The following is a 13,449-nucleotide window of genomic DNA, read 5'->3' as shown; positions in this document are numbered from 1 at the left end:
GGTTTTCCGCGAATGGAATGGGGTGGGGGAATGTCGGTCAAGTCCAAGTCCAAGTCGAAGTCGAACCAATCGAAGCTGCCAACCTTGCGTTTTCGCGCAAAAATCATCCTCGGCTTCGTGGCGGTGCTAGCCATCCTCGCCGTCAGCATGGCTTTCGCCTATTTTGGCTTCGAGCGGATCCAGGCCGCGGTGGCTTCCTACCGCGCCAGCGTGTCGGAAGCCGACCTCGCGCGGACGGTCGATCGCGACCTGATCGCCTATCAGGGACTGGCTCGGGCCTATACCCTGACGGGCGTGATGGATGACGAGACCGCAGCCAAGGCCGCCGAAGACAATCTGAAGAACGCGATCGCCAAGTCGATGTCCGCCACGACCGGCGCCGCCCGCCGTGAGCAGGTCGGCAAGCTGGAAGCCGAGTTTCAGCGCTTCACGAAGGTGTTCGGAGAGATCATCGTCCTGACGCGCGAGAACAACAAGATCGCGGCCGATGAGCTCAACAGCGTCGGCAACAAGATCCGCTTCAAGTTCGACGATCTCGCCGATACTGCGGCGCTGGCGGGGCTGGCATCGGTCCAGACCACGGCCAAGGACATCACCTCGCAATATCTGGCGGTCTCCACCTCGGTCAGCGCCTTCGTGGCCAAGCCGGAGCCGAAGACCGCCGATGGCGTGATCGCCCGCATCAAATTCCTCGAGACCCTGCTGGTCTCGATCTATGCCAGCGACCAGAAGATCACCGACCGCGTCACCGAGATCGGCAATCTGCTGAAGCAGTACCGCACCTCCTTCTCAAAGCTGACCGAGAATGTGAAGATCATCGTCAAGTCGAACGGTGAGATGACCAAGACGGCGGCAACCATCCTCAAGCTCTCGGCCGAGCTGCGTTCGGACCTGACTGCTGACCAGCAGCGCATAGAGGCGAGCGCCAACGCGACGATCGGAGAGACCGAGCAGCTGATGCTGATGATGGCGCTCGGCGGCCTTGCGATCGGTGCCGTGCTGGCCTTGTGGCTCGGCAACGGCATCTCGCGTCCGATGATCGCGATGTGCAAGGCGATGCGTGAGCTGGCCTCGGGCAATTTCGACGTGGTGCTGCCGGGTCTCGGCCGCAAGGACGAGATCGGCGAGATGGCCGGTGCGGTCGAGGAGTTCAAGGTTCAAGCCGTGGCAAAAGCCGAGCGCGACGCCGCTGCCAGCGAAGTCCAGAACAGGGAGGCGAGCGCTGCCCGCCGCTCCGAGCTGATCCGCTTTGCCGATGATTTCGAGAGCGCGGTCGGCGCCATCGTCTCCAACGTGTCGGCCTCGGCCGTGCAGCTGGAATCGGCCGCGTCCACGCTGACCCGCACTGCCGAGACCACCCAGAGCCTGTCGAGCCAGGTCGCAGGCGTCTCCGAGCAGGCGTCCTCCAACATGCAGTCGGTCGCCACCGCGACGGAGGAGCTCTCCGCCTCGGTCGAGGAGATCGGCCGCCAGGTTCGCGACTCCAGCCGGATCGCGGAAGCTGCCGTGGTCCAGGCCAAGGAAACTGACGGTCGCATCGGCAAGCTGTCGCATGCCGCCCAGCAGATCGGTGAAGTTGTGAAGCTGATCACGGCGATTGCCGAGCAGACCAACCTTCTCGCGCTCAATGCCACCATCGAGGCGGCACGGGCCGGTGAAGCCGGCCGCGGCTTTGCCGTGGTTGCCAGCGAAGTGAAGTCATTGGCGAGCCAGACCGCGAAGGCGACGGACGAAATCTCCTCGCACATCACGGGCATGCAGGGCGCCACCGCCGAATCGGTTGCCGCGATCAAGGAGATCGGCGCGACCATCGGCCAGATCTCGTCGATCTCGACCTCGATCGCCAGCGCGGTCGAGCAGCAGGGCGCGGCGACGCAGGAGATCGCGCGCAGCGTCCAGACCGTCGCCCAGGGCACCCAGACCGCGGCCACCGACATCGGCGAGGTCAACCGCGGCGCCGCCGAGACCGGCTCGGCCTCGGAGGAGGTGCTGCATTCGGCCAAGACGCTGTCATCCGAAAGCACCCGCCTGCGCGCCGAGCTCGATCGGTTCATGGGGAATATTCGGGCGGCGTAAGGCTGGCTGCCGCGTCATACTGCTCCGTCGTCCCTGCGAACGCAGGGACCCATAACCCCAGGGAGAAGTGTGGCGCCAAGCCGATAACTCCGAGTCTTCGCAACACATCTTCCTGTGGTTATGGGTCCCGGATCTTCGCTTCGCTCGTCCGGGACGACATCGGAGTGATTGGTACGAGGATCACTCCCTCCCGAACGCCCGCTTCAGCTCCAGCTTCGCCTTCTCCCGTCGCGTACGCTGCGTCTTCGGCAAGGTCTTGCCGGCGCGGTTGATGTAGAAGGTCAGCATCGACAGCGCCGAGCGATAGGCGCCGGTCTTGCGGCGTGAGCTGTGCTCGGCCGATCGCTTCAGCGATGTCGCGATTCTCTTTGGGCTGGTCAGCCTGAACACGCCGCGCTTCAGGTCCAGCGCGTCGCTCTGCTTCGTCACGCGCTGCGACCACCGCTTCGGCGCAGCGCGCTTCGCACTCTTCCGCTCGGTGCCGCGCTTGGCGCTCGTCGACCTGCGCGCAGCTGTTTTGCGGGATTGTGTCGTCTTTCTGACATGAGCCATGCGTCAACTCCTTGCGGCTCCATCGGAAACGGACGGACGAAGGGCCGTTCCCGTGGGAACCCGGCCTCGCCGCAGACGTTGTCGCAGGTGGCAGGCGGAATGCCGCACCCCGATGATCGGATCGGCCCCGTCCACATCATGTGAACCGGGGGCGCTTCCATTGATCAGACACAACAACCCGATGGAATTGCAGCAAAGCCCAGCGCCGAACTATGCTCCTGTGGTCGCGGCAGCCGCGGCCGATCGCATCGTCGAGACCAGTATCCCCGCGCGGCTCGACGCGCTGCCCTGGAGCGGCTTTCACACCCGCGTCGTGCTGGCGCTCGGCATCACCTGGATCCTCGACGGGCTCGAGGTGACGTTGGCCGGCGCGCTCTCCGGTGCGCTGAAGCAGAGCCCGTCGTTGCAATTCACCAATCTCGATCTCGGCATTGCCAATTCCGCCTATCTCGCCGGCGCCGTGCTCGGTGCGCTCGGCTTCGGCTGGCTGACCGACCGCATCGGCCGCAAGAAGCTGTTCTTCATCACGCTGGCGCTCTATCTCTCGGCGACGGCCGCGACCGCGCTGTCATGGGATGTCGGAAGCTACGCGCTGTTTCGTTTCCTCACCGGCGCCGGTATCGGCGGCGAATACACCGCGATCAACTCGACCATCCAGGAGCTGGTGCCGGCGCGCTATCGCGGCTGGACCGATCTGGTCATCAACGGCAGCTTCTGGATCGGGGCCGCAATGGGCGCGGTGGCGTCCATCGTGCTGCTGGATCCCGCTGTGATCAATCCCGATCTCGGCTGGCGCCTGGCTTACCTCATCGGCGCGACCGTCGGTCTTGTCGTGCTCCTGATGCGGATGTGGATTCCGGAGAGTCCGCGCTGGCTGATGATCCATGGCCGCCCCGATCAGGCCCACGCGATCGTCGACGAGATCGAACGCTCGGTGATCGGACATGACCAGGATAAGAGCGATGGGCGCTTCACGAAAATCCGGCTGAAGATGCGCGATCACACGCCGATCCGCGAGGTCGTGCACACGCTGTTCTCGGCATATCGCCAGCGCGCGCTGGTCGGCCTCGTGCTGATGAGCGCGCAGGCGTTCTTCTACAATGCCATCTTCTTCACCTTCGCGCTGGTGCTGACCGATTTCTACGGCATCAGCGCCGATCATGTCGGCTGGTACCTGCTCCCCTTCGCTGCCGGCAACTTCCTTGGTCCCCTGCTGCTCGGCCGGCTGTTCGATACGCTCGGACGCCGCATCATGATCATGTTCACCTATGGCGTATCGGGCCTGTTGCTGGCGATCTCGGGCTATCTTTTCTCCATCGGCGTGCTCACTGCGCAGGGGCAGACCATCGCCTGGATGGTGATCTTCTTCTTCGCCTCGCCGGCCGCGAGCGCGGCCTATCTCACCGTCAGCGAGACCTTTCCGCTCGAAGTCCGCGCGCTGGCGATCGCGGTGTTCTACGCGGTCGGCACCGGCATCGGCGGCGTGATCGGGCCGGCGCTGTTCGGCGTGCTGATCGACACGGGATCCCGCACCAGCGTGTTCGCCGGCTATCTGCTGGGGTCGGCCCTGATGATCGCGGCCGCGATCGTGGCTTGGCGCTATGCCGTCCCTGCGGAACGCAAATCGCTCGAACAAATCGCGCGGCCGCTCGCCTTTATGGAGTAGACTGATGAAATCGGAACTTGCAGAAATGGCGTTGGACCAGAAGCGCACCATGCCGGACGACGAAGCACCCGATGCGGTGCCGGTGCCGCATGCGCTGGTGCCGCATCTCAACGAGACCGCAATACTGCTCGACATCGACGGCACGCTGCTCGACCTGATGCCGACGCCGCGCGAAGTGTGGGTGCCGCCGGGCCTGTCGGACACGCTGAACCGGTTGACCGAGCGCACCTCCGGCGCGCTGGCGCTGGTCAGCGGCCGCTCGCTCAACGACATCGACCTGATCTTCGCGCCCGATGTGTTCCGTGCCGTCGCCGGCCACGGCGCGGAGATGCGGCTGTCGATCGACAATGAGGCCGATGACGTGCACGCGCCGCCGCTGGACAAGGAGCTGAAGCGGCGCCTGGCCGCGATCGCCAAGCTTTCGCCCGGCATTCTGCTCGAGGACAAGGGTTATTCACTCGCGCTGCATTACCGCCTCGCGCCGCACGCGGAGAAAGCGATCTACGAATCGGTCTCGGTGATCCGCGCCGACCTGCCCAATGCGCCGATCGAGGTGCTGCCCGGCAAGTTCGTCTGCGAGATCAAGCATTCCGGATTCACCAAGGCGACCGGCGTGCGCGAACTGATGAAGCGCGAGCCGTTCAAAGGACGGCGTCCGATCTTCATCGGTGATGACGTCACCGATGAAACCGTGTTCGCGATCATGCCCGACATGAATGGGCTTGCCTTCTCGGTCGGCCGCCGTGCCATGGGCGTGAATGGCCATTTCGACGCGCCGAGCGATGTGCGTGCGTTCCTTGCTCGCCTGCTCGATCCGAGGTGAAACAAAGGCAGCGCCATGTCGCGGACATGATGCTCTCGGAACAGCGCCGCCGCGCGCTACGATGCGTGCTGCGCAACATGGCCGCACAGGCTGTCTTTGCAACGAAATCTAGGGTTCCCGAAGCGAAACCAGTTCCAACGCGCGTGCCCGATTTTGGTTTCAATTGGTTGAAACGATGATCAGGAACCATATTGATGAACGGCAGTTAAACGGGGTGGAATGAAACAGGAGGGGACGACCTGTGAATTTAGTCGTCGTTTCGAATCGCGTCGCCCGCGGCAAGCCTAACGAGCCCATGACGGGCGGCCTCGCGGCGGCCTTGTTGCCGGTTGTGGAACATTCGGGCGCGATCTGGGTGGGTTCTTCGGGCCGTGTGCGTGACGGCCATCAGAAGGAACCGTTCGCGGAGATCGAAGCGCTCGGATCGGGCGCGATTGCGACGTTGGACCTGCCGGCGGCGCATTACGGCGGCTATTACGAAGGCTTTGCCAATTCGGCGCTGTGGCCCGCGCTGCATTCGCGCAGCGATTTGATCCGCGTCTCGCGCGAAGACTACGTCAGCTATCGCGAGGTCAACGCCTTCATGGCGCGCGCCTTGATGCGCTTCCGAAAAGCCAAGACCGCGTTCTGGGTGCAGGATTATCATTTCCTCGCGCTCGGCGCCGAACTGCGTGATCTCGGCGTCGACGATCCGATCGGCTTCTTCCTGCATACGCCGTGGCCGGTCGCCGCGGTGATGCAGGGCGTGCCCAATCATCGCGAGTTGATCACGGCAATGCTGGCCTACGATCTGCTCGGCTTCCAGACCGAGGAGGATTGCCAGAATTTTCTCGGCTATGTCGCGAGCGAGCTCGGCCTCGCCGTCGAGGACGGCGTTGCGATTTCGCAGCATGGCCGCACCCGCTGCGAGGTCTTCCCGATCGGGATCGATGCGGAGAAGTTCGCGCAATATGCGGCGAAATCGGCCTCGCATCCCGACGTGTCGCGGCTGCGGCGCAGCCTCAATGGCGAGCGCCTCGCGATCGGTGTCGACCGGCTCGACTATTCGAAGGGCCTCGTCAACCGCATCAGCGCGTTCGACCGGCTCTGGACCGAACAGCCGCAATTCTCGCGCAGCATCTCGCTGCTCCAGATCGCCAACCCCTCGCGCGGCGGCATCGAAGCGTATGGCAATCTGCAGAACGACGTCGCGCGCCTCGTCACCGACGTCAACGGCCGCCACGGCGAGGTCGACTGGACGCCGATCCGCTATTTGAACAAGGGCTTCAGCCAGGCGGTGCTCGCAGGGCTCTACCGGACCGCGCAGATCGGCGTGGTGACGCCGCTGCATGACGGCATGAACCTCGTCGCCAAGGAGTATGTCGCCGCGCAAAACCCGGCCGATCCCGGCGTGCTGGTGCTGTCGAAATTCGCAGGCGCGGCCAACGAGCTCGACGCCGCGCTGGTCGTCAATCCGCACGACATCGACGGCATGGCCCGCGCGATCGCGATCGCCGCCGCGATGCCGCTCACCGAGCGCAAGATGCGCTGGGACGCGATGATGAAGAAGCTGCGCGGCCACACCATCCAGCAATGGTCGGCCGATTTCGTCGCCGAGCTCGAGAAGTGCCGGACCGAGAAGGCCGCGGTCGCCCCGCTCGCCACGCAGCCGCCACAGGCACTGCGCTGGCTGAAGTCGGCGATATCAGGCGTAAGGCTGATTTAGCTATCGAGAGCTTGCTCGACGCTCTTCCCCTCTCCCCTTGTGGGAGAGGGTGGCTCGCCGCGTATGCGGCGAGACGGGTGAGGGGTTCCTATCCGCGAGCACATTCGCAAGAGAATCCCTTGCGGAAACAACCCCTCATCCGGCGCTTCGCGCTACCTTCTCCCGCAAGGGGAGAAGGAAAAGACCTCAATAGCAATACGACACCCCATCCAGAATCGCGCATTGCCGCTTGTTCGGCGCGTTCGGATCGTCCATCGGCACCATGCCCTTGCCCTGGCCGACGAACACGCCGGGCCCGACATGCACCGAGCTCTTGTTGCCGATGATCACGCTCGGATGTGGCGCCGAGCTCGAGCGTGTGCCGTCCGGCCAGATGATGGCATTGCCCGACAGCACCCCGCGCCGGCCGTCGTTGCAGCTCACATCGACGCCTTGCCGGGTGCAGACCTGGGCGGCGGCGGGCACGGCGAAGGCGGAGCCAAGGGCCGAAATCAGGCTAACGGCGACGATGGTGCTGCGGATGGTCATGGCGTCCCCGAGCGTGTTTGCTGTTCTCACGTGAATCGTCGCGCCAAACCCGTCGCCGGTTCAGCCGGCAGGCGGGTCAGGGCATCTGCCACGCCAGATATTACCCCGTAAATACAACATCTTACGGAAAATTCACCCGATTTACCCGCGATCTCTTGCAAAATCGTCGGCGCCCCTTCAAGAGAGGCGCTCCGGAGAGATGGCCGAGTGGCTTAAGGCGCACGCTTGGAAAGCGTGTGTGCGGGAAACCGTACCGTGGGTTCGAATCCCACTCTCTCCGCCATGATCATTGAAATCGCTGAATAATTTCAAGCTTTCGCCGATGATCCCCGGCAGAACCCCCGGCTTGGTTGCGTTGCCGCTAACCAGATGCCGGACACGATTTGTCCGTGGTGTGTTCTCTCGGGAACTGTCCGCATTCGACCCTCAGGCGCCGTTCTCTTGACGTAGCTCAAGCGGCGGCCCGTTTCCGCGGCAGACCGTCAAGCCATGCCCGAGCCTGACAAACAGACAGAGGGAAGGGAGGCCCAGCCATCGCGCTTGGAAGAGGCGCGCCGGATCATCGAGGAATACGCTGCTAATCTCCGCGAGATCATCAGAAAGCTACGTCAGAAGATGAACTAGCCGAAGCGATCCACAGACCATCGCAACGGCCATCGCAATTTCTGCGAAATACACTTTGCGTGTACAGCCGCAAATCACTTAGGGTGATTTCAGTAGGACTGAATGTCCTCAAAAACCAAAGGCCGCCCGGAGTGGACCCGAGCGGCCTGAGGCTCCAAACCGGTTATGGACGCCGGCCGGAAGTCAGAATTGCGGGCCGATTTGCTTCTCAGGGCCGAATCGGTCCCGCGCACTGACCTGTTCATTTGAAACTGAGTCCCCCCCTCGACGCAAGCATCGCGCGAGTCTCTTCCCCGGGAAAATAGCTAGCGCTCAGAGGCGGTTGAGCTCTGCCGACCATCGTCCGTGGGAGCCCGAGCGCGCCGTGCTCGAACAGCCGCTTGAAGATCGTCTGCGACCCGGTTGCATATTTGCTTGCTGCTACTTAAATGAAGTCATTGTCTTTTATTCATTGTTCAAATTTCGGAGCCAACCCCTGTCCCTCACATCGCAAAACTTTATCGGCTATCAGCGGGCCGAGTTTGAGAAGGCATCGCGCCTGCGCGTTGCGCTCTTTTTCGTTCAGCTCGCTGTTGCAATCCCTGCTGCGGTATCTGTTGTAATTCCCGACGACGCCAAGGTGACGCTGTACGTACTGGCGATCTTTGGCGCAGGATTGTTGGCGGTCTGGTGGGTCTTAAACCGCTGGTATGTCAACGCGAGGTCCGCCGCGCAGGCGGCGCGCCGTGCTGGGCTTCTGCTCGGCGGCTTGAATGAGCCTCTCTCGCCGAGTGAGGTTCAAAGCCTTCGTGACCGGTTCACGATTTCGGCAGAGCAAGCGGCGAAATACGAGCAAGCTGACTACTACGCAACGACAAAGCCGCCTGGAGCTTCACGCCTTGGCGAGATGCTAGAGGAGTCGTCGTTCTACAGCGAGCATCTCCAGCGAGTTAGCTCAAACGTTTTGCTGATGATTATTTTGCTCTTCGTGCTGGCCTTTGTCGTCATTGCACTCGCAACGACGCCCTTCGTTGAACGTGACACAACATTTACGGCGGTCCGCGTCTTCCTCGCAATGCTCGTGTTCGCCATGTCGGCAGACGTTATTGGAGGCTATCAGCAACACCGTGCCGCCGCAGAGGAAATCAAAGACGTTCGAACGCGACTCGCGATTGCGGACCGCAATGGCTATCCGCTCCCAGACGTTCTACTTGCGATGACCGATTACAATGCGGCCGTCGAAGGTGCCCCGGAGGTCGTGCCGTTCATCTACAATTTCTGCCGGACCAGCCTCGATCAAAGGTGGCGCGACTATCAAAACGATCGTGAGGAGGCGCGCCATAAGAGGACTGCGTCATGAGGGTAGATGAACTTTTCAAAGATTTTCTGAGGGATGTCGTCAATCTCAACGAGACCCGGGTGAAGGAGCTTGAGGGCGGCATCGGGGCTATTGAGAACTTTATTGAGAACTCCAATTGGGCGCCCCGTATTCGGGAATGGAAGCCCCAAGGTTCTTGGGCTCACAATACCATCATAAAGCCCGTCGACCTGGGTGAGTTCGATGCCGATCTCCTTGCACTGGTCGATCCAGTATCTGGATGGAACGCCGCAAGATATATCGAGGAGCTTTATACCGAGTTTCGAGCGAGTGGCACGTATCGAGATATGGTGCGGCGCTGGTCTCATTGCGTCACGATCACTTACGCCAACGATCGAAAAATAGATATTGCCCCGTGCGTTTATGGTCGAGGTGGAAACGCGCTCCTAGAGGTCTGCAACCGCAATACTGATGAATTCGAGCGATCTGAACCAATCAAGTATACTGATTGGCTTGTCGAACAAAATCGGTATTCCGGCAGCAACAGTTTTCGGAAGGTGACGCGGCTCATTAAGTACCTCCGCGACATCAAAGGAACCTTCCGCTGTACCTCCGTGCTCCTCACTACGATACTTGGCGCTCGCATCAGCAGTGCGGACAAGGACAGTGACGCGTTCGCAGACACTCCCACAGCCTTGAAGACGATCTTTGGTCGGTTGGATGATTGGTGTCAGCAAAATCCGAGCAAGCCGATTGTTAGCAATCCCTTCTTGGTATCTGAAAACTTTGCAGATGATTGGACAGATGAGAACTATGCGAATTTTCGCGAGATGGTGTCCAAGTATCGTGAGTGGATCGACGACGCCTATGACGAGGCGGATCGTAACGAGAGCATCTCAAAATGGCGCCGAGTGTTCGGTGAGGACTTCGCCAAGGAGGTCGTAACCGAGGACGCGAAGTCCATCAGCAAGACAGCAATTGCGCGGTTAAAGGAAAGCGTCAGCGAAACCGCATTGGTTGGATTGGATCTTGCGGCAGCAGTGATTCGGTTTGGTGCACGTGCGTTGCCGGATAGCTTCAATAAGCGTCCGTACATGCAAAGCCCAAAATGGAAGAAAGCAAAGAGCGGCACATTTCCGATACACATCAAAGCCACGCTATATAGATCAAAAGGCGTCGGGATGATACGAGCCGTAAATTCACTTGATCCAGTCCCTAAAGGCCAGTGGCTCGAATTTGCGGCGGTGACCAGCCAAGGATTTCCTCCGGGCAATGACTTCGACGTCTGGTGGCGCATCACAAACACCGACGAAGAGGCCTGCAATGCTAAGCAGCTTCGCGGCGACTTCTACAGGTCTGAAGGCGCGCAAACGAAGTTTGAAAGTCTAAATTATCGCGGAATTCATTTGGTCGAGGCCTTTGTTGTCCGTAAGCGCGATGACACTCTGGTCGCTCAGAGCGAGGCGTTCCGAGTATTGATCGAATAGGGGCGATTTCTCATCGGTGTCGATCAAGCGCGGCATATAGCGCCTTCGCATCGTTATCGCATTGCTCTGCGAAGGTGCCGGGGTCGCTGTCGGTCTTGACGTCTGGCCGAATGACCGCCGGCCACTCCCAGGGCTTTAGGCCTAACTCCTCGTGGAGTTCGCCGTGTAGCTCCCACCATTGCGGGCTTCCCTCTGGTTGGGATTGAAGGCTCTGGAATAATTCGCGCGCGCGAGGCGCGATGCGCTTACGTCTTAGGGCCACGGGCTCCACTCCGATTTGGGAAGCTTCTCAGGCCGCGAAGGCTGCGGTGGCTTAGTGCGGGCGGCGTCTCGATCAGGCGCGGTCTCCTTCCTTTCCTTCTGCTGGCAAGAACTATCGACCGCCATCATAGCTCCAACCCAAGCTTACGCAGGCAGAGAACGTATTGCTGTCTGGCCGCCCGCTCGTGCGCGATCAGGGGATGAGCCTTATCCTGATCATCGCGCCCTTTAGTTAGCAGTCCGTCCCGCTTGATCTGTTCGGCGCAAAGCCGAGCGCGCTCGTGCGCCTCCAGCGCGATAGTGAGGACGGTCAACCCCGCACGGGTGTCGATTGCGTTTTCCTCCAGTAGATCGCGCCAAAGCAGCTGCTCGATCTTGCCGAGATGGGTGGGCGGTGGTGGCGGCTCTTTGTCCGACGCGCGGTAGCCCGGGACGACGAGTTGAAGTTTGTTAAGGCTCTTTCGTCCGCGCTGGGTCATGAGATGGTTACATCAAGGTTGTCCGAGAGACGTGGGCTGATTTGATTTCATTTTCAGCCCGTTTAGCTTGGTTCGCCCTGCGGGCCGCACTGCGGTTGGCGTCGGGTCCTCCGAAAATGACCTCCCCCCAGTTCTTGAGAAGTGCGCGGCTCCAACCTCGCGGTGGACTTGCGATCGGTGCCGGAGGCTGGAGCCGCTGTGTCGGAGTTGCAGCTTGTGGGCAAGAGTCACTGCCGCAACTCAACGACATTCGGAACGCTATCGCGCAATTCCTTGGCGAGACCGGTCAGGATGCCTGCTAAGGCGAGCCGAGCGAATTGATGGTCGCCAACCACTTGAACCGACGTGAATGCAAGAACGGACGCGAGCTTGAGCGGCTGGTAATTGAGCGCATCGGTCCGCGCTTGCTCGACCATGGCGTCAAATTCAGCTTGTGTGGTCATCGCTGCGATCCTCCGTTGAGGTTGTTGCTGTGGCCTTTCCCTTGCGCCTGCGTCGTCGCTTCAGCGCCTGTACTTCCTCGCGTAGCGCGGCAAGCTCTTGGCCAAACTCACACCGAAGCAGGTAGATCACTTCCTTCATTACCCCTTCGAACAGCTCGAAGGACATCGAGCCTTCGTGGTCGGTCTCGCCTGCGGTTTCTTGTAGTGGCTTCGGGGTGTATTCCGGGATGAGTCCAAGCGCCTCGCGAGCGCGCCGCCGAGCAATCTGAGCATCGATATCCGCCAAGCGGCCCAACGTTGCGTGGGCGCGAGCGAGAGTGTCGCGGGTCCGTTCGTAGCTCACCAGCTAGCTCCAGTGGTGTATGCGATCGCTAACGGACTTCGGGAGCCCCAAGAAGCCTGAAGGACGACGCGCAAGGCGAGCGTATCGGTTTGGAAGAGAGAGCGCGCCGGTGCAGCCACGACATTCGGAGTGCCGACTGTGCTGAGTGGTCCAGCGGCGTCGTCCATGACGAGCGCGCCTTCACTTGCTATCTCGAACCGGGGCACGGGGTCGAGTGCCGATGCGAGACCGCTCGGCGCTATGGAAATGACGGTGCCGGGCGCGAGCGCGGCGGAGGCGAGAACTCGATACGTCTCCCGGGTTTGCCGTAGTCGCAGGGCCACTGACTGATCTGTGGCGGCGACAAGCACAACCTCGCCATTGCCTGCGACGGGCGCGACGGCCGAAACCAGCGCCTTGATATCCGCGAGCATCGCATCTTGCGGGTCGGTGGCGGTCGAATGCGCAAGTGGCGTGATCCCAAGAAGCAATCCCGGAGGACGAAGCGAACTGCCCGCCGTGTTACTGAACAGCGCCGCATCGGTCGCGAGGCCTAGGCTCTCCATCAGGACTGCGCGAACGATTGTCTCGATAGTCGGCGTGGACCGCTCAAAGAGTTCGCGGCTGAACGGAATGATTGTGGCAAACTTTCTTGGAGACAGGGTCGGACCATCTAGACTCAAGGCCTTAACTGGAATGGGCGCCGCCTCGCCAACGAAGCTGACGTTGTTCGGATCGGCCACCATGCCCGGCACGAGAATGCCGTTGTTGCCGTCGAAAGCGAATTCAAGCCCCTCAGCGAGGAGCGCCGCGGAAGCGCTCGCTCCGCCCATGACAGAGATGAAGTCCGCGACAGCGGTGCTGGCGAGCGAACCGGCCCAATTGCTTGAAGACGTCACGGCTGGCGAGGTTGCCGCCTTAAGCAGCATCGGCACATCGATGTCGCCAGGCCACTGTTGCTTTGCGACGTGACCCGGGAAGGAATTGTGGACGCTCGCCAGGAGCGTGGCGACCGCGGCGCGGACTAACGAGATGCTTGCGCGATGCCGGAAGCGGTCGGTAGGAAGGGGTGATCTGCGTGAAATGGTCATAGGCGCGAATATCGCCTGTCCGGCGGCCGATGAGCGCAACGGCCGTTGCGAAATTTTTAGCTCTTGTGATGGGCATCGTAAAAGCGCCGGAGCAT

At 61.3% G+C, this 13,449-nt stretch carries 12 protein-coding genes and 1 tRNA gene; 7 read left to right on the top strand and 6 right to left on the bottom strand.

Features of this window, described 5'->3' with window-relative positions:
* Nucleotides 1-30: 30 nt before the first annotated feature.
* Nucleotides 31-2,076, top strand: coding sequence for a methyl-accepting chemotaxis protein (locus CV770_RS25280; RefSeq protein WP_201760028.1), 2,046 nt, complete (start codon nucleotides 31-33; stop codon nucleotides 2,074-2,076).
* Nucleotides 2,077-2,256: 180 nt separating this feature from the next.
* On the opposite strand, the gene CV770_RS25275 is transcribed toward CV770_RS25280, so the two are convergent.
* Nucleotides 2,257-2,628 carry a DUF3175 domain-containing protein gene (locus CV770_RS25275; protein WP_104464288.1) on the bottom strand — a complete coding sequence of 124 codons (372 nt, stop codon included), beginning with the start codon at nucleotides 2,626-2,628 and terminating at the stop codon, nucleotides 2,257-2,259.
* Between the two features lie 181 nt (nucleotides 2,629-2,809).
* Here CV770_RS25275 and CV770_RS25270 point away from each other — a divergent pair, with 181 nt between their 5' ends.
* The 3 genes from CV770_RS25270 to CV770_RS25260 all read left to right on the top strand — a co-directional run bounded on the left by CV770_RS25270 (nucleotide 2,810) and on the right by CV770_RS25260 (nucleotide 6,822).
* Complete coding sequence (locus tag CV770_RS25270; RefSeq protein WP_201760032.1) at nucleotides 2,810-4,294, top strand: MFS transporter; 1,485 nt, start codon at nucleotides 2,810-2,812, stop codon at nucleotides 4,292-4,294.
* Nucleotides 4,295-4,298: 4 nt separating this feature from the next.
* On the top strand, nucleotides 4,299-5,117 hold the full coding sequence (gene otsB / locus CV770_RS25265; protein ID WP_091966438.1) for a trehalose-phosphatase: 819 nt from the start codon (nucleotides 4,299-4,301) through the stop codon (nucleotides 5,115-5,117).
* Between the two features lie 241 nt (nucleotides 5,118-5,358).
* Nucleotides 5,359-6,822, top strand: a complete 1,464-nt coding sequence (locus tag CV770_RS25260; protein WP_091966436.1) for a trehalose-6-phosphate synthase — start codon at nucleotides 5,359-5,361, stop codon at nucleotides 6,820-6,822.
* A 186-nt stretch (nucleotides 6,823-7,008) separates the two neighbouring features.
* Here the strand turns inward: CV770_RS25260 and CV770_RS25255 are convergent, their stop codons facing one another.
* Nucleotides 7,009-7,350 (bottom strand): hypothetical protein, encoded by a 342-nt coding sequence (locus CV770_RS25255; RefSeq protein WP_104464286.1) that lies wholly within the window; start codon nucleotides 7,348-7,350, stop codon nucleotides 7,009-7,011.
* Nucleotides 7,351-7,543: 193 nt separating this feature from the next.
* On the opposite strand from CV770_RS25255, the gene CV770_RS25250 reads away from it, so the two are divergent.
* The 3 genes from CV770_RS25250 (at nucleotide 7,544) to CV770_RS25240 (ending at nucleotide 10,758) form a co-directional block, all read left to right on the top strand.
* A tRNA-Ser gene (locus CV770_RS25250) sits at nucleotides 7,544-7,633 on the top strand.
* 663 nt (nucleotides 7,634-8,296) lie between these two features.
* Nucleotides 8,297-9,313 (top strand): hypothetical protein, encoded by a 1,017-nt coding sequence (locus tag CV770_RS25245; RefSeq protein ID WP_161500027.1) that lies wholly within the window; start codon nucleotides 8,297-8,299, stop codon nucleotides 9,311-9,313.
* Nucleotides 9,310-10,758, top strand: a complete 1,449-nt coding sequence (locus CV770_RS25240; RefSeq protein ID WP_104464284.1) for an SMODS domain-containing nucleotidyltransferase — start codon at nucleotides 9,310-9,312, stop codon at nucleotides 10,756-10,758. The genes CV770_RS25245 and CV770_RS25240 overlap by 4 nt, the downstream gene beginning before the upstream one ends.
* 386 nt (nucleotides 10,759-11,144) lie before the next feature.
* Here the strand turns inward: CV770_RS25240 and CV770_RS25235 are convergent, their stop codons facing one another.
* From CV770_RS25235 to CV770_RS25220, 4 genes are all read right to left on the bottom strand, one after another.
* Nucleotides 11,145-11,498, bottom strand: coding sequence for a P27 family phage terminase small subunit (locus tag CV770_RS25235; protein ID WP_104464283.1), 354 nt, complete (start codon nucleotides 11,496-11,498; stop codon nucleotides 11,145-11,147).
* Between the two features lie 227 nt (nucleotides 11,499-11,725).
* Entirely contained in the window at nucleotides 11,726-11,941 is a 216-nt protein-coding gene (locus CV770_RS25230; protein WP_146101347.1) for a hypothetical protein, read from the bottom strand.
* Nucleotides 11,925-12,284 (bottom strand): hypothetical protein, encoded by a 360-nt coding sequence (locus tag CV770_RS25225; protein WP_104464281.1) that lies wholly within the window; start codon nucleotides 12,282-12,284, stop codon nucleotides 11,925-11,927. The genes CV770_RS25230 and CV770_RS25225 overlap by 17 nt, the downstream gene beginning before the upstream one ends.
* Nucleotides 12,281-13,354: a phage major capsid protein gene (locus CV770_RS25220; RefSeq protein WP_104464280.1), complete on the bottom strand. Its 1,074-nt coding sequence runs from the start codon at nucleotides 13,352-13,354 to the stop codon at nucleotides 12,281-12,283. Before CV770_RS25220 ends, CV770_RS25225 begins: the two co-directional genes overlap by 4 nt.
* Between the last annotated feature and the right edge of the window lie 95 nt (nucleotides 13,355-13,449).

This window comes from Bradyrhizobium sp. AC87j1 (assembly GCF_002936975.1).
Lineage (GTDB): Bacteria > Pseudomonadota > Alphaproteobacteria > Rhizobiales > Xanthobacteraceae > Bradyrhizobium > Bradyrhizobium shewense.
The sequence above is the reverse complement of the archived record's forward strand: the minus strand, read 5'-3'. Positions and strand labels throughout refer to the sequence as shown.

What these genes read in the sequence shown, in the direction of transcription:
- CV770_RS25280 (WP_201760028.1), top strand. Translation starts at nt 31, where the DNA reads ATGTCGGTCAAGTCCAAGTCCAAGTCGAAGTCGAACCAATCGAAGCTG.
- CV770_RS25275 (WP_104464288.1), bottom strand. Translation starts at nt 2,628, where the DNA reads ATGGCTCATGTCAGAAAGACGACACAATCCCGCAAAACAGCTGCGCGC.
- CV770_RS25270 (WP_201760032.1), top strand. Translation starts at nt 2,810, where the DNA reads ATGGAATTGCAGCAAAGCCCAGCGCCGAACTATGCTCCTGTGGTCGCG.
- otsB (WP_091966438.1), top strand. Translation starts at nt 4,299, where the DNA reads ATGAAATCGGAACTTGCAGAAATGGCGTTGGACCAGAAGCGCACCATG.
- CV770_RS25255 (WP_104464286.1), bottom strand. Translation starts at nt 7,350, where the DNA reads ATGACCATCCGCAGCACCATCGTCGCCGTTAGCCTGATTTCGGCCCTT.
- CV770_RS25240 (WP_104464284.1), top strand. Translation starts at nt 9,310, where the DNA reads ATGAGGGTAGATGAACTTTTCAAAGATTTTCTGAGGGATGTCGTCAAT.
- CV770_RS25235 (WP_104464283.1), bottom strand. Translation starts at nt 11,498, where the DNA reads ATGACCCAGCGCGGACGAAAGAGCCTTAACAAACTTCAACTCGTCGTC.
- CV770_RS25230 (WP_146101347.1), bottom strand. Translation starts at nt 11,941, where the DNA reads ATGACCACACAAGCTGAATTTGACGCCATGGTCGAGCAAGCGCGGACC.
- CV770_RS25220 (WP_104464280.1), bottom strand. Translation starts at nt 13,354, where the DNA reads ATGACCATTTCACGCAGATCACCCCTTCCTACCGACCGCTTCCGGCAT.